The sequence below is a fragment of the Leifsonia sp. Root227 genome, assembly GCF_001428745.1.
Taxonomy (GTDB): Bacteria; Actinomycetota; Actinomycetes; order Actinomycetales; family Microbacteriaceae; genus Leifsonia.
Map to the genome: position 1 here is coordinate 1,053,637 of NZ_LMIO01000002.1, position 17,880 is coordinate 1,071,516.

Sequence of the window (17,880 nt, forward strand, 5' to 3'; positions counted from 1 at the left end):
CGCTATCCGCACGGCGGTCTCCGGGCGGTGGAGCGACTCAGCGCCACCCGTAGCGCGCGACGAGCGCGTCTCGCACCGCGCCGTAGCGGCGACGGTCGAGGGCCGTGGCCTCGCGCCGCATCCCCGCCTGGTGCAGCCGGAAGACGCGATCGGTGTTCACGTAGCTCGGCCTGCGCTGTGCATCCCAGTCCCCCGTGCCGATCGGCACGTACTCCGTGCGGCCGGGATGCGCCTGGCTGGTGAGCTGGACGGCCAGAACGGTCCCGGAGCGTTCGCTGGCGACCACCAGCACCGGCCGGTCCTTGCCTCGGCCGTCGCGCTCTTCGTACGGCACCCAGGTCCAGACGATCTCGCCAGGGTCCGCGTCGCCGTCCGTGCTCGGCGCGTACGCCATCGTCACGCGGCTGATCGCGCGCGGGTCGACCTCGACGGTCGCAGACGGGCCGGAACGGCCAGGCTCATCCCCTGCTGTCCGCTGCGGAGCCGCCGAGCGCTTCTGCGTCGTCGGCCGCGGAGCCGCCGCTGTCCGGGTCGTAGCCGGCGTCCTGGTCGACGTTGTGGCCGGCGTCTTCTTCGCCGGCAGCAGCGCGTTCGCGATCGCGCGCACGAGGTTCATCGGGAAAGCCACCGTCCGCACGATACCGGAGCCTGGTCAGCCCGAGCGTGTACCGGAGCGCGATCGCGATCAGCAGCGAGACCACGAACGAGTACGCCGCCACGCCGAGCCCGGCGACCGCCTGTGCGACGAACAGGTCGAAGTTGCCGCTGTCGACCATCCCGTCGCCGTTGGCGAACAGGCCGATGTAGAGCAGGCCGACCAGGCTCGCCACGATGTGGATGACGCAGATGGTCATCGGCACGCCGAAACGCGCCCTGGCCGCCAGGTCGACCATGCTCGCGCAGGCGATCGCGGCCAGCGCGCCGAGCAGCAGCGACCAGCCGATGGTCAGCACACCGGATGCGGGGGTGATCGCCACCAGGCCGGCCACGGCGCCGCACAGGGCGCTCGTCACGGTCGGCCGCCGCAGCAGCACCCTGTCGACGATGATCCACATGAGCGCGCCGCCCGCGGACGCCATCAGCGTGTTCAGCGCGATCAGCGGGGCGAACGCGTCGAGTGCACCCTCCGATCCGACCGTGAGGCCGAACCAGCCGACCCAGACGAGCGCTCCCCCCGCCGCGACGAGCGGGAGGCGCCGTTCGCCCGCGACGGGATGGTCGCGGTGGCCGCAGGCGAGGATGACCCCGGCTGCTCCGCTGCCCGCCGCGAGGCTGATCGGGATGGCTCCGCCGAAGTCGATGACGTGCATGCCAGCCACCGCCCAGCCGTCCCCGAGCGCGAACACCGCGTATCCGGCCGGGAAGAGCACGAGCACCGACCAGAGCGCGGAGAACACGGCCCACGCGCGCAGCGTCACGCGGGAGGCGATGGCCGTGCCGAGGATGGTCACCGCCACCGCGCACACCGCGATCAGGTATCCGGCCCTCGCCAACGGGTACAGCGTGGATGCGGTCCCCTTCCCCGGAGTGAACACGTCGGCGAGGCCCCAGTCCGGCCGCCCGACCAGGTGGGCGATCAGCGGCGAGCCTGCGAGCATCCCGTAGCCGCCCAGCACGGCGAGCAGCACGACGATCGCGGATCCGACGAGCGCAGCTCTGAACGCTTGAGACGCACCCTTCGCTCCCGTCATCCCTCCGTAGAAGAACGCGAGGCCAGGGACGACCGCCATGACGAAGGTGGCGCTCACCAGCAGCAGGAGGGCGTCGACCTGCGCGCTCGTGGCAGGCGTCATCCGTCCTCCTCGTCGCGCGAACCGGGCAGCAACACCCTACTGGGCCGCACAGCACCCTGCGGCGCACGCGCGGAGCGGGGCGCCGCCCGAAGGCGACGCCCCGCTCGCGTGCTGTGGAACTGCCGAACCGATCAGACCGTCTCGAGGGCGTAGCCCTCTTCGCCGTGCACCACCGTGTCGACGCCGGCGAGCTCGTCCTCGTTCTTGATCCGGAAGCCCATCGTCCGCTGGATGACCGTGCCGATGATCCAGGCGAGGACGAAGGAGTAGATCATCACACCGAACGCACCGACCGCCTGCGCCCCCAGCTGCAGGAAGCTGCCGCCGTAGAGGAGGCTGGAGAAGCCCTTGGTCGCGTCGCCGTCGATGTGGGTGAAGCCGAAGACGCCGATCCAGAGCGTTCCGATGAGACCGCCGATGAGGTGGATGCCGACCACGTCGAGCGAGTCGTCGAAGCCGAGCTTGAACTTCAGGTCGATGGCAATGGCGCAGACAGCACCGGCGACCAGGCCGAGGAGGATCGCGAAGCCGGGCGTCAGGATGTTACAGGCCGGGGTGATCGCGACCAGACCGGTGACAGCGCCGGAGGCCGCACCGATGGAGGTCGGCTTGCCGTCCTTCAGCTTCTCGACGATCAGCCAGCCGATGGTCGCGGCGGCCGGAGCGGCGAGGGTGTTGATCCAGGCCAACGCTGCCACGCCGTCCACTGCGGCTTCCGAACCGGCGTTGAAGCCGAACCAGCCGAACCACAGGAGAGCGGCGCCCAGGAGCGTGAGCGGCACGTTGTGCGGCTTCGACATGCCCTTCTGGAAGCCGACGCGCTTGCCGAGCACCAGGGCGAGTGCCAGGCCTGCTGCACCGGCGTTGATGTGGACCGCTGTGCCACCGGCGAAGTCGTTGACGTGCAGGACAGCGGGCGCCCAGCCATCGGCCAGGTTGAACACCCAGTACGCGACCGGGAAGTACACGACCGTGACCCAGATGCCCGCGAACACCATCCATGCGCCGAATTTGGCGCGGTCGGCGATCGCACCGGAGATCAGAGCGACCGTGATGATGGCGAAGGTGGCCTGGAACCCGGCGAAGGCGAGACCGCCGAGGTCGGGGGTCATGCCGTCCTTGCCCATCAGGCTGGACAGGAACCAGTCAGGAGCGCCGAGGAAGTGCGGGATGATCGGCTTGCCGAACGCGAGGCCGTACCCGTAGAACACCCACAGGACGCCCACGATCGCCATCGCGCCGAAGCTCATCATCATCATGCTGATCACGCTCTTGGCGCGGACCATTCCTCCGTAGAAGAAGGCGACGCCGGGGGTCATCAGCAGAACAAGTGCTGCGGCGACGAGCAGCCACAGGGAGTTGACGGTCCCTGCGGGTGCGTAGTCCGCTGCTGTGTGTAGCAACATACGTTGGTCTACCTCTCTCATGAATGCACACGGGCCCCGGTCTGGCTGATCGGTGAGCGTTTCGGGGTGTGCCCAGTTTCATCACGGGAGGTTTCCGTGGAGGGATACTCGTGTTTCGCGTCTGTTACGCATCCACCACGGGTGTAAACATCGTGTTTCGCGCCGCCACGAATCCGTCGAGCGCTGTCAGGCGCGCGCGGTCGGTCGTGCGGTGTCAGTCGTGCGGGGGAAGCTCTCCGGTGGTCAGCGCGATCATGCGCGAGACGGAGCGGAGGTACTTCTTGCGGTAGCCGCCGCCCAGCATCTCCTCGTCGAAGACCTCGTTGAGCGGGGTGCCGGTCTGCACGATCGGGATCTCAGCGTCGTAGACGCGGTCGATGAAAGCGACCAGGCGCAGCGCGGCCATCTGGTCGTGCAGGATGCGCACATCCGTGAGCCCGATGACATCCACGCCGTCGAGCAGCTTGATGTATCGCGACGGGTGCACCGTGGCGAGGTGCGCGATGAGCGCGTCGAAGTCGTCGCTGGTGACGGTCTCGCCGCGCGAGCTGAGCGCTCCGGTGATCCTGTCGTACTCGTCGCGCTCGACGGTGACGGCCCGGCCTTCCGTGTCGCGGCGGCGGTAGTCGAGCCCGTCGATGCGGATGGTCTCGAAGTTGGCGGACAGCGACTGGATCTCGCGAAGGAAGTCGCTCGCGGCGAACCGGCCCTCCCCGAGCGCGTTCGGCGGGGTGTTGCTGGTGGCGGCGATCCTGGTGCCCGAGGCGACGAGCTCGCCGAGCATCCTGGTCATCATCATCGTGTCGCCGGGGTCGTCGAGCTCGAACTCGTCGATGCAGATCAGCGCGGAGCCGCGGAGCAGGTTGACCGCGCCCGCGTAGCCGAGGGCTCCCACCAGTGCCGTGTACTCGATGAAGGTGCCGAAGTACTTGGGTCCCGGCGCCTCGTGCCACAGGGATGCGAGGAGGTGCGTCTTGCCGACGCCGAATCCGCCGTCGAGGTACACACCGGGCTTCGTCTCCGCCTTCTTACGGTTGCGGCTGAACAGCCCGGCGGGGCGCTGCGGCTCCCACGATTTCGCGAAGGTGCGCAGGATGCTCACGGCCTCCGCCTGCGACGGGTAGTCGTGGTCCGGCCGGTACGACTCGAAGGTGGCGTTGTGGAACTGCGACGGTGGGACCAGCGACGACGCGATCTCCGCCCCGGTGATCTGCGGGGCACGGTCGGCGAGGCGCACGAGAGCGCCGGTCTGGTCGATCGTCATGGAAGCTGCACCTTTGTGTCGAAGTCTTACCGCACCGGTTTACGCGCAGATAGCCTGGAACGTAAGTTCGCACAGTGTCGGGGTGTCCAGCCTAAACCGACGCAGCCGATTGTTCCCCTTGCGCTCACGAGGCGCTCTCTGGAGGTAATGCAACCATGTCCATCGAGGTCGACCGGTCCCCCGCTTTCGCCGAGTACGCGCATCCCGAGCGGCTGGTGAGCACGGAATGGCTCGCCGAGCACCTGGGGCAGCCAGGACTGGTCGTGGTGGAGTCCGACGAGGACGTCCTGCTCTACGAGACGGGTCACATCCCCGGCGCCGTGAAGATCGACTGGCACACCGACCTCAACGACCCCGTGCAGCGCGACTACGTCGACGGCGAGCGCTTCGCCGAGCTGCTCGGCTCCAAAGGCATCGCCCGCGACACCACCGTGGTCATCTACGGGGACAAGAACAACTGGTGGGCGGCGTACGCGCTCTGGGTGTTCACACTGTTCGGCCACGAGGATGTGCGTCTGCTCGACGGCGGGCGCGACAAGTGGATCGCCGAGGGCCGAGAGCTCACCAAGGACAAGCCGGTCGTCACGCCGGTCGAGTATCCGATCGTCGAGCGGGACGACACCGTCATCCGCGCGTTCAAGGACGATGTGCTCGCCCACCTCGCACTCGTCGATTCGGGGAAGGGGGCGCTCATCGACGTCCGCTCTCCCGAGGAGTACAGCGGCGAGCGCACCGAGATCCCCGGCTACCCGACCGAGGGCGCTCTGCGCGCAGGGCACATCCCGTCCGCTGCGTCCGTGCCGTGGGCGAGGGCTGCCGCACCGGATGCGACGTTCAAGCGCCGCGCGGAGCTCGAGTCCATCTACCTCGGCGATGCTGGGCTGAAGGAGGGCGACGATGTGATCGCGTACTGCCGCATCGGCGAGCGGTCGAGCCACACCTGGTTCGTGCTCACGCACCTGCTCGGTTTCGAGAACGTACGCAACTACGACGGCTCGTGGACCGAGTGGGGTTCCGCTGTGCGCGTACCGATCGTCACGGGCAGCGAGCCGGGAGCCGTTCAGGCGAAGTAGCCTTGTCGTATGACTGATCCTGCGGCCCTGGCACCCGCTCTCGCGGAGATCCGCGACGACTTCCTGGCGCTCGAGCAGCCAGACAGGCTCCAGCTTCTGCTGGAGTTCTCGGAAGAGCTGCCCGAGCTGCCGGAGCGCTACCGCGACCATCCCGATCTGTTCGAGCGGGTCGTGGAGTGCCAGTCGCCCGTCTTCATTTTCGTGGAGGTGGACGACGGGAACATCGTGCACCTCTATGCGACCGCTCCGCAGGAGTCGCCGACCACGCGCGGGTTCGCGTCGATCCTGGCGCATGGTCTCGCCGGCCTCACGGCCGAGGAGGTGCTGGCCGTCCCCGATGACTACCCGCAGACGCTGGGGCTCACGCAGGCGGTCTCTCCCCTGCGCATCCGGGGCATGACGGCGCTGCTCGGCCGCACCAAGCGGCAGGTGCGGGAGAAGCTGGCGGCCTAGCTCGCCGCTTCGACGGCGGGCGCGTCCGGCGCGGCTGCGTTGATGTCCGCGCCTGCGTCGGCGTGGATGTGCTCGGCGAGCCAGTCGGCGATCGAGGTCTTCCAGCGTTCCTCGTCGTAGTTCCAGAGCTTGGTGTGCAGCGCTGTCGCGAACGGCACCAGCGTGACGATGTCGCTGCGGGCCTCCGCCAGAGCACGGGATGCGGTCGACGGCACGAACCCGTCGTCGTCGCTGTGCAGGATGAGGGTGGGCAGGCTGAGGTCGGCTGCGCGGGCGACGAAGTTCATGCTGGTGAGGTCGATCGGCGCTGCCTGGCCGGTGATCGGGCCTCCCCAGGTCGACTCGATCAGGCGCAGGGCGCCCTGGGTGATCGGGTCGGGGAGGCGGAGCATCCGCGCTTGGTATTCGAGCGTGTCGATCCAGTCGATCACCGGGGATTCCAGGATGAGGCCGCGGAGCAGGTCGGTGGCGGTCGACCTGGTGACGGTCTGCAGCACGACGGCGCCGCCCATCGACCAGCCCATCAGGACGATCGAGCTGGCGCCATGGTCTGCGGCGTACCGCAGCGCTGCGTCGATGTCGTGCCACTCCGTGCCGCCGAGGCCGTAGCGGCGGTCGGCGCTGTTCGGCGCATCCCCGTCGTTGCGGTACGAGGCGAGCAGCACGGTGTACCCCTGCTCGTGGAAGGTGCGGACGGCGCGCAGCCCCTCCTGCCTGGTGGCACCCCAGCCGTGCACCTGGATCACCCAGTGCCCTGTGTCCTCGCCCGGCTCCGGGGGGAACAGCCAGCCGGGCGCTTCGCCGAGCTCCGTCTCCACGGTCACGCTCTCCACACGGTAGTCCAGCTCGGAGGGTTCGAGGTAGTAGTAGCCGCTGATCCGCCCGCGCCCAGGGCGGAGGTCGCCGAACGCGACGGACTCCAGCGTGCGCGTGACAGAGCCGTCCTCACGGGAGATGACGCCACCGATCTTCGCGTAGCCGGCGTCCTCGGAGAACCAGAGGCCGTAACGGCCTGGCACAGAGGAGTCCGGCGTCTCGCGCAGCGTCACCGTTCCCGCATCCGGGTCGACGGCCCTGATGCTCTGGTTCTGCGGGCGTTTGCGCACCGGCGTGACGACCGTGCGAGCCACCCTCGCCATGATCAGCACAGCACCTGCACCGGCCGCCAGGCCGAGGACACCGGCCGCGACGACGGCCGTGCGGACGGATTTCGCGAACGTCGAACGCGCCATGCCGCCAGCGTAACCCCGATGCCATCGCGCGGTGTTCAGGACTTCCTCAGGCGGCGTGCCGTACCGTCACATGCCCCGAATGGACCATAGTGTTCCTAACGTGCCGACAACACCCTCGACCCCACGCACTCCCCCGGAGTTCGCCGCGGCGTTGGAGACGATCCGCCACGCGAAGTCCCGCCCGGAACTCGTGGTCACCGAGATCCCCGCGCCGGGCCAGCTCGCGCCGCACTCCGTCGCGCTGGCGGCCGACGTGCGTCCGACACGGCACGGAAGCGACTCCGACCTGGGCACCGGCCGGTTCATCCTGCTCTACGACGAGGACGAGCCAGAGGCGTGGGGCGGCCCGTTCCGCATCGTCTGCTTTGCGCAGGCGCCCTTGGAGACCGACATCGGTCTCGACCCGTTCCTGGCCGACGTCGCCTGGTCGTGGCTGGTGGATGCACTGGATGCGCGGCACGCGAAGTACACGGCGGCCAGCGGCACCGCCACCAAGATCATCTCCACCGGGTTCGGCGAGCTCGCCGCTCAGGGCGACGGTTCGCAGATCGAGCTGCGCGCGTCCTGGAGCCCGCTGGAGAGCGACATCACCGCGCACGTCGAGGGCTGGGGCGAGTTGCTGTGCATGCTCGCAGGGCTGCCACCGACCGGAGAGGGCGTCAGCCTGCTGACGAGACGGGAGCCGCGTGGCTGACCATCACGTCATCGCGACCAGAGACGAGTACCTGGAGGCCGTCGAGGCGATCGCGGCGGGGAACGGCCCGGTGGCCGTGGACGCCGAGCGCGCGAGCGGCTTCCGGTACTCTCAGCGGGCGTACCTCATCCAGGTGTTCCGGCGCGGGTCGGGCACGTTCCTGTTCGACCCTCCGCCGATCGGGCGCTTCGACGAACTGAACGCCGCCATCGCAGACGAGGAGTGGGTGCTGCACGCAGCCACCCAGGACCTCACCTGCCTGCGCGAGGTCGGGCTCGACCCGAAGCACGTCTTCGACACCGAGCTCGCCGCCCGGCTGCTCGGGATGCCGAGGGTCGGCCTCGGCACCGTGGTGGAGGAGCTGCTCGGCATTCACCTGGCCAAGGAGCACTCGGCCGCCGACTGGTCCACCAGGCCGCTGCCGGAACCCTGGCTCGTGTACGCGGCCCTCGACGTCGAGCTGCTGCCCGACCTCAGAGACGCCATCGCTGCACTGCTGGAGGAGCAGGGCAAGACGGGGATCGCCCAGCAGGAGTTCGCCGACGAGCTCGCCCGTGACCTCAAGGTGGTCCGCAGCGAGCCGTGGCGCCGCCTGTCCGGCATCCACTCGATCAGGGGCATCCGCAATCTCGCCGTCGCCCGCGAGCTCTGGCTGAGCCGCGACGAGCTCGCCCGCACCACGGACATCGCGCCGGGCCGCCTGGTCCCGGATGCGTCGCTCACCGCCGCGGCGAAGGCCATGCCGGAGACCAAGCGCGGTCTCGCGGCGCTCCGCGAGTTCAACGGCAGAGCGAGCAGGACGGAGCTCGACCGCTGGTGGGAGGCCATCGAGGCCGGACGCACCACGGAGGACCTCCCCGTGATGCGCGGAAACGGAGACACCCTTCCTCCGCCCCGCGCGTGGGCGGACAGGAACCCGGAGGCGGACGCCAGGCTCAAGGCGGCCCGCGCCGCCGTCACCGCGCTCTCCGAGGAGCTGTCGATCCCGATCGAGAACCTGCTCACGCCGGAGACGCTGCGCCGCGTCGCGTGGGCCCCGCCCGCCGAGATCGACGCCGCATCCATCGCCGCCGCCCTCGCCGAATGGGGTGCCCGGCCCTGGCAGATTGAGGCAACCTCACAGTCGATCGCCCAGGCGTTTGTGGAAGCCAACCAAAACGGCCCGGAGACCGCCGAAGCGGATTCGTAGAAAGAATCAAACGATTCTTCCCCGTTCCGCCGCATCCCTAGGATCGAATTCGACCTGATTTGGGAGGCATTGTGGCCGATAGAGCTGATGTCGTCTTCGTCGACGGAGTTCGCACTCCGTTCGGGCGAGCCGGCGAAAAAGGGCAGTACTGGAACACGCGAGCGGACGATCTGGTGGTCAAGGCCATGATCGAGCTGCTGGAGCGCAACCCGAACGTGCCCAAAGACAGGATCGACGACGTGGCCATCGCCGCCACGACGCAGCAGGGCGACCAGGGCCTCACCCTCGGCCGCACCGCCGCTCTGCTCGCCGGTCTGCCGAAGTCCGTGCCAGGCTTCGCCATCGATCGGATGTGCGCCGGCGCGATGACCAGCGTCACCACCCTCGGCTCCGGGATCGCGTTCGGCGCGTACGACCTGGCCATCGCCGGCGGCGTCGAGCACATGGGACGCCACCCGATGGGCTTCGGCGCAGACCCGAACCCGCGTTTCCTCTCCGAGCGCCTGGTCGGCGAGGACGCCCTCAACATGGGCATGACCGCCGAGCGCATCCACGACAGGTTCCCCGCCCTCACCAAGGAGCGCTCCGACCGCTTCGCGATGCGCAGCCAGCAGAAGACCGCGGCGGCGTACGCTGCGGGCAAGCTGCAGCCCGACCTGGTGCCCGTCGCCATCCGCTCCGAGAGCGGCTGGGGCCTCGCCACCCAGGACGAGGGGATGCGGCCGGAGACGAACATGGAGTCGCTCGCCACCCTGCGCACCCCGTTCCGTCCGCACGGCCGGGTCTCCGCCGGGAACTCGTCGCCGCTCACCGACGGCGCCACAGCGAGCCTGCTCGCGTCCGGCGACGCGGTGAAGGAGTTCGGCCTGCAGCCGAAGATGCGCATGGTCAGCTTCGCCTTCGCGGGCGTCGAGCCGGAGATCATGGGCATCGGCCCTGTGCCGTCGACGGAGAAGGCGCTCCGCAAGGCGGGGCTCAGCATCGACGACATCGGCCTGTTCGAGCTGAACGAAGCGTTCGCCATCCAGGTGCTCTCGCTGCTCGACCACTTCGGCATCGACGACGAGGACCCCCGCGTCAACCAGTGGGGCGGCGCCATCGCCGTCGGCCACCCGCTCGCCGCCAGCGGCGTGCGCCTCATGATCCAGCTCGCCCGCCAGTTCGAGGAGCACCCGGAGGTCCGCTACGGCCTCACCGCGATGTGCGTCGGACTCGGCCAGGGCGGGTCCGTCATCTGGGAGAACCCCCACTACAACAAGCGCGCGCGGAAGGCTTAACACGTGACCGACTACAGCAAGATCGACTTCTCCCCGCTCGTCGACCTCACCTCAGACGAGGTCGTGACCCACTCGTTCGTCAAGGACATCCCGCTGCCGAGCGGCAAGACGCTCGCTCTGGTGACCCTCGACAACGGCCGCGACCACACGCGACCGAACACGATGGGCCCCGCCACCCTCCTGGAGCTCGGGAAGACCTTCGACGAGCTGACGGAGCGCGCTGGCCGCGGCGAGATCGACGCGGTCGCCGTCACGGGCAAGCCGTTCATCCTCGCCGCAGGCGCCGACCTCAGCCGCGTGGGGGACATCCCGAGCGTCGAGGTCGCGAAACTGCTCCCCCAGCTCGGTCACTACGTGCTCGGCAAGCAAGCCGCCTTCGGCGTCCCGTCGTTCGTGTTCACCAACGGTCTCGCGCTCGGCGGCGGTGTGGAGATCGGCCTGAACGCCGACTACCGCACCATCGACCGCTCTGCCGCGGCCTTCGCCCTCCCAGAGGTGTTCCTCGGCCTCATCCCCGGCTGGGGCGGCGCGTACATCCTGCCGAACCTGATCGGCATCGAGAACGCCCTCAAGGTGATCGTCGAGAACCCGCTCAAGCAGAACAGGATGCTCAAGCCGCAGGACGTCTTCGACCTCGGCATCGCGGACGCGATCTTCGACTCCGCCAACTTCCTCGAGGACTCGCTGCGCTGGGCCGACAGGGTCCTCACCGGCGAGCTCACCGTGAAGCGGCCGAACGTGCCCGGCAAGGTCGAGCGCATGGTCAAGTGGGATGCGGCCATCGGCATCGCCCGCAAGATGCTGGAGAGCCGCATCGGCACCGTGCCGAAGTCGCCGTACGCCGCACTCGACCTGCTCAAGGCGGCCAAGTCCGGTACCAAGGAGGAGGGCTTCGAGCGCGAGGACGACGTGCTCGCCGAGCTCATCTCCGGCGACCAGTTCCAGGCCAGCATCTACGCCTTCAACCTGGTGCAGAAGCGGGCCAAGCGCCCGGCAGGCGCGCCGGACAAGAAGCTCGCCAAGAAGGTCACCAAGGTCGGCGTGATCGGCGCAGGCTACATGGCCAGCCAGTTCGCTCTGCTGTTCGTGCGCCGTCTGCGGGTGCCCGTGGTCATCACCGACCTCGACCAGGCGCACGTCGACAAGGGTGTCGCGTACATCCACGACGAGATCGGCAAGCTGCAGGAGAAGGGCCGCATCTCGCCGGACGAAGGCAACCGGCTGCGCGCGCTGGTCACCGGCACGACCGACAAGTCCCTCTTCGCCGACGCGGACTGGGTGATCGAGGCCGTGTTCGAGGAGCTGTCGGTCAAGCAGGACGTGTTCGCCGAGATCGAGCAGTACATCTCGGACGACGCCGTGCTCGCCACGAACACCTCGTCGCTGTCGGTCGAGCAGATCGGGGCGAAGCTGAAGCACCCGGAGCGCCTGGTCGGCTTCCACTTCTTCACCCCGGTCGCCGTCATGCCGCTGATCGAGGTGGTGAACACGCCGAACACCGACGAGGCGACTCTGTCGACGGCGATGGTCACGGCGGCGACGCTCAAGAAGAACGCGGTCATCACCGCGGACACCCCCGGCTTCGTGGTCAACCGCGTGCTGGCGAAGGTGCTCGGCGAGGCGATGCACGCCGTCGACGACGGCACCCCGTTCGAGACGGTCGACGACGCGTTCGCGCCGCTCGGCCTGCCGATGCCGCCGTCCGCGCTGCTCGACCTGGTCGGGCTGAAGGTCGGTGCGCACGTCCTGGACACGCACCACGCCGCGTTCCCCGACCGGTTCTACCGCAGCGAGAACCTGCACAAGCTGGCCGAGCACGGGACGCTGCTGGAGAAGGACTCCAAGGGCAGGGTCAAGGGCATCGACAAGCAGGCGGCGAAGATCGTCTCCGGCGGCAAGAACCCGTGGACCAAGGAGCAGATCCTCCGCGGCCTCGAGGACGGCCTCGCCGACGAGATCCACCGGATGCTCGTGGACGACCACGTCGTGGCGGCGCCGGAGGACATCGACCTGTGCATGATCCTCGGCGCGGGCTTCCCGTTCCAGATGGGCGGCATCACGCCGTACCTCGACCGCGTCGGAGCGTCGGAGCGGGTGTTCGGAGACACGTTCCAGCACCCGCCAGTGAAGGGCGTGCTCTAACCGCTCACAGCGTGAAAAGCCGGTGACCGCATCCACGTCGGATGCGGTCACCGGCTTTTGTTACGCGCGCTGGCTCACGCGGTCTGGGGCGCGAGGAGCACCAGGTCCAGGTATGCGCGGAGGGTGGCGGCCGCGTCGATCCGGTCGGGCGTGTACAGCCACTGGAGCTGAATGCCCTCCCAGAGCGCGATCACGGTCGCGGCCGCGAGCGCCGGGTCGACGCCGACGCGCAGGCGGCCCTGGTCGCGGAGCGCGGCGAACTCCGCCTCGTACTCGGAGCGGAGCGTGTCGTAGCGCCCGAGGAAGTATTCGCGTCCTGGGTGGTCGTCCGTCACGGCCTCGGCGGAGAGCACGCTGTAGAGCGCGATGACCCCGGGGATGCGCTCGTTGGCCGCCGCCTGTGCCACGATGTGGCGCTCGAACGGCTCGTCGTCCTCCGGGGCGTCCACGCCGGCGCCGAGTTCGTCGCGGAGTTCGAGGACGGCGAGCAGCACGTCCTCCTTGCCGATGAAGTAGTGCTGCAGGTTGGACAGGCTGATGCCGGCCGCAGCCGCGATCTCGCGCAGCGAGCTGCCGTGATACCCGCGCGTGGCGAACACGCGGTACGCCTCTTCGACGATCTGACGGCGACGGGCTGCGCTCTTTGCGTACGGTCCGCGGCGGCGGGGACCGGCGATCTCGGTGTCCACACAACCAAATTAGGTCACCCGCGCTAGTTTTGTATAGGGTCGCAGTACTCGTATTCCCACTCACGACGAAGTGAAGGACATGGCGCAACTCACACGACGAAGTCTCCTCGGCCTGGGAGCAGCGGCGGGGGTCACCGCGCTGCTCGCCGGGTGCAGCACCCCCGGCACCACCTCCGTCAACAGCAGGCCGCTCATCCAGCCGGCCGCGAGCGGCGAGAAGATCACCCTCACGTACTGGGCCTGGCTGAAAGACCTGCAGAAGGTCGCGGATGTGTGGAACGCCACGCATCCGAATGTGCAGGTCGAGGCCGTCTGGATCCCCGGCGGCAACAGCGGCGGATACCAGAAGCTGTACTCGGCCCTCGCGGCGGGCGGCGGCCCGGACCTCGCCCAGGTCGAGCTGCGCTCCGTGCCGGAGTTCATGCTCGTGAACGGCCTGGTCGACCTGGCCCGCTACGGCGCGAACGACTACGCCGACCGCTACGACCCCACGCTCTGGAAGCAGGTCAGCTACGTCGACGGCGTGTACGCCATCCCGCAGGACTCCGGCCCGATGGCGTTCTACCACCGGCCGGACCTGTTCGAGAAGGTCGGCGCCTCCGCCCCCACCACCTGGGACGAGTGGATGAGCACCGGCGCCGAACTGCGCACGGCCGGTTCCTGGATCGACACCTTCAACTACGCCGATCCGTCCTGGTTCGCCGCGGTCGCAGGGCAGGCGGGCGCATCCTGGTTCGCGGTCGACGGCGACCGCTGGACCGTGAACATGACCGACGACGCGACGCTCACCGCCGCCCGGTTCTTCGACAAGGCGATCGACGACGGCGTGATCCAGACCGCGTACGGCGCGTACACGACGCCGTGGTTCGCCGCTGCTGCGTCGAACAAGATCGCCGGTCTCACCAGCGCGAGCTGGGGGGACGCGCTGCTCGAGGGTGTCTCGGGAGGCGAAGGCAAGTGGCGGGTCGCTCCGATGGCCCGCTGGGGCTCCGACGGCACGACCGGATACGGCTCCAGCTACCTCGGCGGCTCCACGGCTGCGGTGCTCGCCAACAGCAAGCACCCGAAGGAGGCGCTGGAGTTCGCGGTCTGGATGACCACCAGTCACGAGGGCATCGACGCAATGATCGAGAACAGCGGCATCGGCTGGTCGCCCTCCGCCGACTTCATCGGCACCTCCCGGCAGAAGCCGTCGAAGTTCTTCGGCGGCCAGAACTACAACGAGGAGATCTTCCTCCCCGCATCGCGCCAGCAGAATCAGGACTGGTCGTGGTGGCCGCTGACGCAGCAGTCGTTCAACATCCTCGCCGACGGGTTCCGCAAGAAGTCCTCCGGCCTCACCCTCGTGGATGCGATCGCGCAGAGCGAGAAGAACATCGTCACCGCGTTCCGCGACAAGGGACTCAGCATCGAGAAGGTGACCTCGTGAGGGGCGTGCGACGTTCCTGGGCGCCGTGGGTGCTGCTCGGGCCGTTCCTCGCCCTCTTCCTGCTCACGTTCATCCTCCCGATCATCGTGGCGGTGGGCAGCAGCTTCACCAAGGTCACCAGGCAGGGCGTGTTCGGCGAGAAGGGTGTGACGAGCGAGTTCGCCTGGTTCGCCAACTACGCCCAGGCGCTCTCGAACCCGAACTTCATCGCGTCCATCGGCAGGATGCTGCTGTTCGGCGTGGTGCAGGTCACGCTGATGATCGCGCTGTGCACGGTGCTCGCGCTGCTGCTCGAGTCGGCGTCCGCGCGCTGGCCGGGGATGTTCAGGGCCGTGTACTTCCTGCCGTACGGCATCCCCGGTGTCGTGGCGACCATCCTGTGGTCGTTCCTCTACGTCCCAGGGCTCAGCCCGCTGATCGACCTCGCGAGCGCGTTCGGCCTGCAGGTCGACTTCCTCGGGCCGAACACGGTGCTGTGGTCGATCGCGAACATCGTCACCTGGACGTACACCGGCTACAACATGATGATCATCATCGCCCAGCTCAAGTCGATCCCGACCGAGGTGTACGAGGCGGCGAAGGTCGACGGCGCGAGCCCGTGGCGGGTGGCGACGAGCATCCAGTTGCCGCTGATCAAACCGGCGCTGATGCTCACCACCGTGTTCTCGATCATCGGCACCCTGCAGCTCTTCGCCGAGCCGCAGGTGCTGCAGACGGTCTCCCCCGCGATCGACAGCGAGTACACGCCCAACCTCAGCGCGTACACGACCGCGTTCGCGTACAACGACTACAACGTCGCAGCCGCGCAGGCTGTGCTCATCGCCCTGGTCGCGTTCCTGCTGTCGTTCGCGTTCCTGCGTCTGTCGAACAGGAGAGCGAAATGACCGCAACAGACACCCCGACAGGCAGCGTCGCAGCGCCAGGCACCTCCTCGGTCACGGCACAGAAGGCGCGAGGCACCGGTCCTGACCGCTCGGCAGGGCGCAGGCCGGGGATGCGCATCCTGGTCACCGGCATCCTGGTCGTCGTCGCCGTCTACTTCCTGGTGCCGGTCTACTGGGTGATCGTCGCCGCCACGAAGACCACGCAGGATCTGTTCTCGACCAACGGCTTCTGGTTCGCGCCGACCTTCGCGCTCTGGCACAACCTCGGCGAGGTGCTGACCTACGACGGCGGCATCTTCGTGCGCTGGTTCGCCAACTCGGTGCTGTACGCCGGAGTCGGTGCGATCCTCGCGACCTACTTCGCCGCCGCAGGCGGGTACGCGCTGTCGAAGTACGCATTCCGCGGCCGTGGATTCATCTTCGGGCTGGTGCTCGGCGGCGTGCTCGTGCCCGGCACCGCGACGGCGCTGCCGCTGTTCCTGCTGTTCAGCCAGCTCGGGCTCGCGAACACCTACTGGTCGGTGCTGCTGCCGTCGCTGGTGTCACCGTTCGGGCTGTTCCTCTGCCGGATCTACGCGGATGCGACGGTCGACACCGCCCTGATCGAGGCCGCCAGGATCGACGGGGCAGGCGAGCTGAGGATCTTCCACACGGTGGGACTGCGGATCATGGTGCCCGCGCTGGTGACGGTGTTCCTGTTCCAGCTCGTCGGCATCTGGAACAACTACTTCCTGCCGCTCGTGATGCTGTCCGACAACACGCTGTACCCGATCACGCTCGGGCTCAACAACTGGCGCAGTCAGACCGACCGGCTGCCGGAGTTCTACGAGCTGACCACCGGCGGCGTGCTGCTGTCGATCATCCCCCTCGCCATCGCCATGATCGTGCTGCAGCGGTTCTGGCGCGGCGGTCTCACCGAAGGAGCCGTGAAGTAGTGCTGACGCCCCACGTCCTGTCCGACCCGTATCTGTCCGACACCGCGCCAGGCCGGGGTGCGCGTAGCGCGCCGCGGTCCTGGCTGCGCACCGACGCCCCCGCGCTCTGCCTCGACGGCGACTGGGCGTTCCGGCTCTCCCCCACCGCCGCCGTCTCCGAGGACATCGCAGCGACCGACTTCGACTCGAAGCGGGGCAGGGAGCTTGGNAGCGCGCCGCGGTCCTGGCTGCGCACCGACGCCCCCGCGCTCTGCCTCGACGGCGACTGGGCGTTCCGGCTCTCCCCCACCGCCGCCGTCTCCGAGGACATCGCAGCGACCGACTTCGACGACTCCGGCTGGGACAGCTTGCCGGTGCCGTCGCACTGGGTGCTGCACGGCGACGGCGCATACGGCAGGCCGATCTACACCAACGTGCAGTACCCGTTCCCGATCGACCCGCCGCACGTCCCCGACGAGAACCCCACCGGCGACCACCGCCGCCGCTTCACCCTGCCAGCCACGTTCGCCGACGCCGGACGGGTGCTGCTGCGGTTCGACGGGGTCGAGTCGATGTACAAGGTGTGGGTCAACGGGGCAGAGGTCGGCGTCGGCACCGGGTCGCGGCTGGCGCAGGAGTTCGACGTCACCGGTCTCGTGCATCCCGGCGAGAACCTGGTCGTGGTGCGGGTGCACCAGTGGTCGGCCGCGTCGTATCTGGAGGACCAGGACCAGTGGTGGCTGCCCGGCATCTTCCGCAGCGTCACCCTCCTCGCCCGCCCCACCGGCGGCATCGACGACGTCTGGCTGCGCACCGGCTACCGCGACGGCGCCGGGACGGTCGAGGTGGAGCTGACCGCTGACCCGTCGGCGTATCCGGTGACCCTGCGCATCCCCGAGCTAGGGATCGAGCAGAGCTGGCAGAGCGCCGCCGAGGTCGTGCCCCTTCCCGTGGATGCGGTGGAGCCGTGGTCGGCGGAGACCCCGCGGCTCTACGACGYGACCGTCTCGAACGCCGCCGAGACCATCGCACTGCGGGCGGGCTTCCGCACGGTGGAGATCGTCGGCGACCGGTTCCTCGTGAACGGCCGCCGCGTCGTCTTCCACGGCATGAACCGGCACGAAACGCACCCGGTGCGCGGCCGCGTCTTCGACGAGGAGCACGCCCGCGCCGACCTGGCCAGGATGAAGCGGTTCAACGTCAACGCCATCCGCACCAGCCACTACCCGCCCCATCCCCGCCTCCTCGACCTCGCCGACGAACTGGGCTTCTGGGTCATCGACGAGTGCGACCTGGAGACCCACGGCTTCGACAAGCTCGGCTGGGAGGGCAACCCGAGCGACGACCCGCGCTGGCGCGCTGCATACCTCGACCGCATCCAGCGCACCGTCGAGCGGGACAAGAACCACCCCAGCATCGTGATCTGGTCGCTCGGCAACGA

14 protein-coding genes and 2 pseudogenes are annotated in these 17,880 nt (G+C 68.7%); 10 read left to right on the forward strand and 6 right to left on the reverse strand.

Translation table 11 applies throughout. The features are described from left to right. Window positions 1-37: 37 nt before the first annotated feature. From ASE16_RS20100 to zapE, 4 genes and pseudogenes are all read right to left on the reverse strand, one after another. A complete protein-coding gene (locus ASE16_RS20100) occupies window positions 38-616 on the reverse strand; it encodes a type II toxin-antitoxin system PemK/MazF family toxin (RefSeq protein ID WP_082581339.1) in 579 nt (192 codons plus the stop codon). Window positions 617-665: 49 nt separating this feature from the next. After that, window positions 666-1,793 (reverse strand): annotated as a pseudogene (locus tag ASE16_RS10030) (ammonium transporter); the annotation flags it as partial. Between the two features lie 131 nt (window positions 1,794-1,924). Further along, on the reverse strand, window positions 1,925-3,199 hold the full coding sequence (locus tag ASE16_RS10035; RefSeq protein WP_055894244.1) for an ammonium transporter: 1,275 nt from the start codon (window positions 3,197-3,199) through the stop codon (window positions 1,925-1,927). 214 nt (window positions 3,200-3,413) lie between these two features. Beyond that, window positions 3,414-4,463: a cell division protein ZapE gene (zapE, locus tag ASE16_RS10040; RefSeq protein ID WP_055894246.1), complete on the reverse strand. Its 1,050-nt coding sequence runs from the start codon at window positions 4,461-4,463 to the stop codon at window positions 3,414-3,416. 155 nt (window positions 4,464-4,618) lie between these two features. On the opposite strand from zapE, the gene ASE16_RS10045 reads away from it, so the two are divergent. Together ASE16_RS10045 and ASE16_RS10050 are read left to right on the forward strand one after the other, a co-directional pair. Further along, window positions 4,619-5,536, forward strand: coding sequence for a sulfurtransferase (locus tag ASE16_RS10045; protein ID WP_055894248.1), 918 nt, complete (start codon window positions 4,619-4,621; stop codon window positions 5,534-5,536). A gap of 9 nt (window positions 5,537-5,545) precedes the next feature. After that, a complete protein-coding gene (locus ASE16_RS10050; RefSeq protein WP_055894251.1) occupies window positions 5,546-5,989 on the forward strand; it encodes a SufE family protein in 444 nt (147 codons plus the stop codon). On the opposite strand, the gene ASE16_RS10055 is transcribed toward ASE16_RS10050, so the two are convergent. Further along, a complete protein-coding gene (locus ASE16_RS10055) occupies window positions 5,986-7,221 on the reverse strand; it encodes an alpha/beta hydrolase family protein (protein ID WP_055894253.1) in 1,236 nt (411 codons plus the stop codon). The two genes, ASE16_RS10050 and ASE16_RS10055, sit on opposite strands and share 4 nt — an antisense overlap. 100 nt (window positions 7,222-7,321) lie before the next feature. On the opposite strand from ASE16_RS10055, the gene ASE16_RS10060 reads away from it, so the two are divergent. The 4 genes from ASE16_RS10060 (at window position 7,322) to ASE16_RS10075 (ending at window position 12,523) form a co-directional block, all read left to right on the forward strand. Continuing rightward, complete coding sequence (locus ASE16_RS10060) at window positions 7,322-7,915, forward strand: DUF3000 domain-containing protein (protein ID WP_055894256.1); 594 nt, start codon at window positions 7,322-7,324, stop codon at window positions 7,913-7,915. Next, complete coding sequence (locus ASE16_RS10065; RefSeq protein ID WP_055894258.1) at window positions 7,908-9,104, forward strand: HRDC domain-containing protein; 1,197 nt, start codon at window positions 7,908-7,910, stop codon at window positions 9,102-9,104. The genes ASE16_RS10060 and ASE16_RS10065 overlap by 8 nt, the downstream gene beginning before the upstream one ends. A 71-nt stretch (window positions 9,105-9,175) precedes the next feature. After that, entirely contained in the window at window positions 9,176-10,381 is a 1,206-nt protein-coding gene (locus tag ASE16_RS10070; RefSeq protein WP_055894261.1) for a thiolase family protein, read from the forward strand. A gap of 3 nt (window positions 10,382-10,384) precedes the next feature. Then, entirely contained in the window at window positions 10,385-12,523 is a 2,139-nt protein-coding gene (locus ASE16_RS10075; protein ID WP_055894263.1) for a 3-hydroxyacyl-CoA dehydrogenase NAD-binding domain-containing protein, read from the forward strand. A gap of 74 nt (window positions 12,524-12,597) precedes the next feature. Here ASE16_RS10075 and ASE16_RS10080 read toward each other — a convergent pair whose 3' ends face one another. After that, a complete protein-coding gene (locus ASE16_RS10080; RefSeq protein ID WP_055894266.1) occupies window positions 12,598-13,212 on the reverse strand; it encodes a TetR/AcrR family transcriptional regulator in 615 nt (204 codons plus the stop codon). A gap of 79 nt (window positions 13,213-13,291) precedes the next feature. Here ASE16_RS10080 and ASE16_RS10085 point away from each other — a divergent pair, with 79 nt between their 5' ends. From ASE16_RS10085 to ASE16_RS10100, 4 genes and pseudogenes are all read left to right on the forward strand, one after another. Next, window positions 13,292-14,641 (forward strand): ABC transporter substrate-binding protein, encoded by a 1,350-nt coding sequence (locus ASE16_RS10085; RefSeq protein ID WP_055894268.1) that lies wholly within the window; start codon window positions 13,292-13,294, stop codon window positions 14,639-14,641. Next, the gene (locus ASE16_RS10090) at window positions 14,638-15,525 is read left to right on the forward strand and encodes a carbohydrate ABC transporter permease (RefSeq protein ID WP_055894270.1); all 888 of its coding nucleotides are present in this window, start codon (window positions 14,638-14,640) and stop codon (window positions 15,523-15,525) included. Before ASE16_RS10085 ends, ASE16_RS10090 begins: the two co-directional genes overlap by 4 nt. After that, the gene (locus tag ASE16_RS10095) at window positions 15,522-16,460 is read left to right on the forward strand and encodes a carbohydrate ABC transporter permease (protein ID WP_055894273.1); all 939 of its coding nucleotides are present in this window, start codon (window positions 15,522-15,524) and stop codon (window positions 16,458-16,460) included. The genes ASE16_RS10090 and ASE16_RS10095 overlap by 4 nt, the downstream gene beginning before the upstream one ends. A 209-nt stretch (window positions 16,461-16,669) precedes the next feature. Further along, window positions 16,670-17,880, forward strand: a pseudogene (locus tag ASE16_RS10100) (glycoside hydrolase family 2 TIM barrel-domain containing protein); the annotation flags it as partial.

Coding starts and splice junctions, on each gene's coding strand:
- ASE16_RS20100 (WP_082581339.1), bottom strand. CDS start 616: ATGAACCTCGTGCGCGCGATCGCGAACGCGCTGCTGCCGGCGAAGAAG.
- ASE16_RS10035 (WP_055894244.1), bottom strand. CDS start 3,199: ATGTTGCTACACACAGCAGCGGACTACGCACCCGCAGGGACCGTCAAC.
- zapE (WP_055894246.1), bottom strand. CDS start 4,463: ATGACGATCGACCAGACCGGCGCTCTCGTGCGCCTCGCCGACCGTGCC.
- ASE16_RS10045 (WP_055894248.1), top strand. CDS start 4,619: ATGTCCATCGAGGTCGACCGGTCCCCCGCTTTCGCCGAGTACGCGCAT.
- ASE16_RS10050 (WP_055894251.1), top strand. CDS start 5,546: ATGACTGATCCTGCGGCCCTGGCACCCGCTCTCGCGGAGATCCGCGAC.
- ASE16_RS10055 (WP_055894253.1), bottom strand. CDS start 7,221: ATGGCGCGTTCGACGTTCGCGAAATCCGTCCGCACGGCCGTCGTCGCG.
- ASE16_RS10085 (WP_055894268.1), top strand. CDS start 13,292: ATGGCGCAACTCACACGACGAAGTCTCCTCGGCCTGGGAGCAGCGGCG.
- ASE16_RS10095 (WP_055894273.1), top strand. CDS start 15,522: ATGACCGCAACAGACACCCCGACAGGCAGCGTCGCAGCGCCAGGCACC.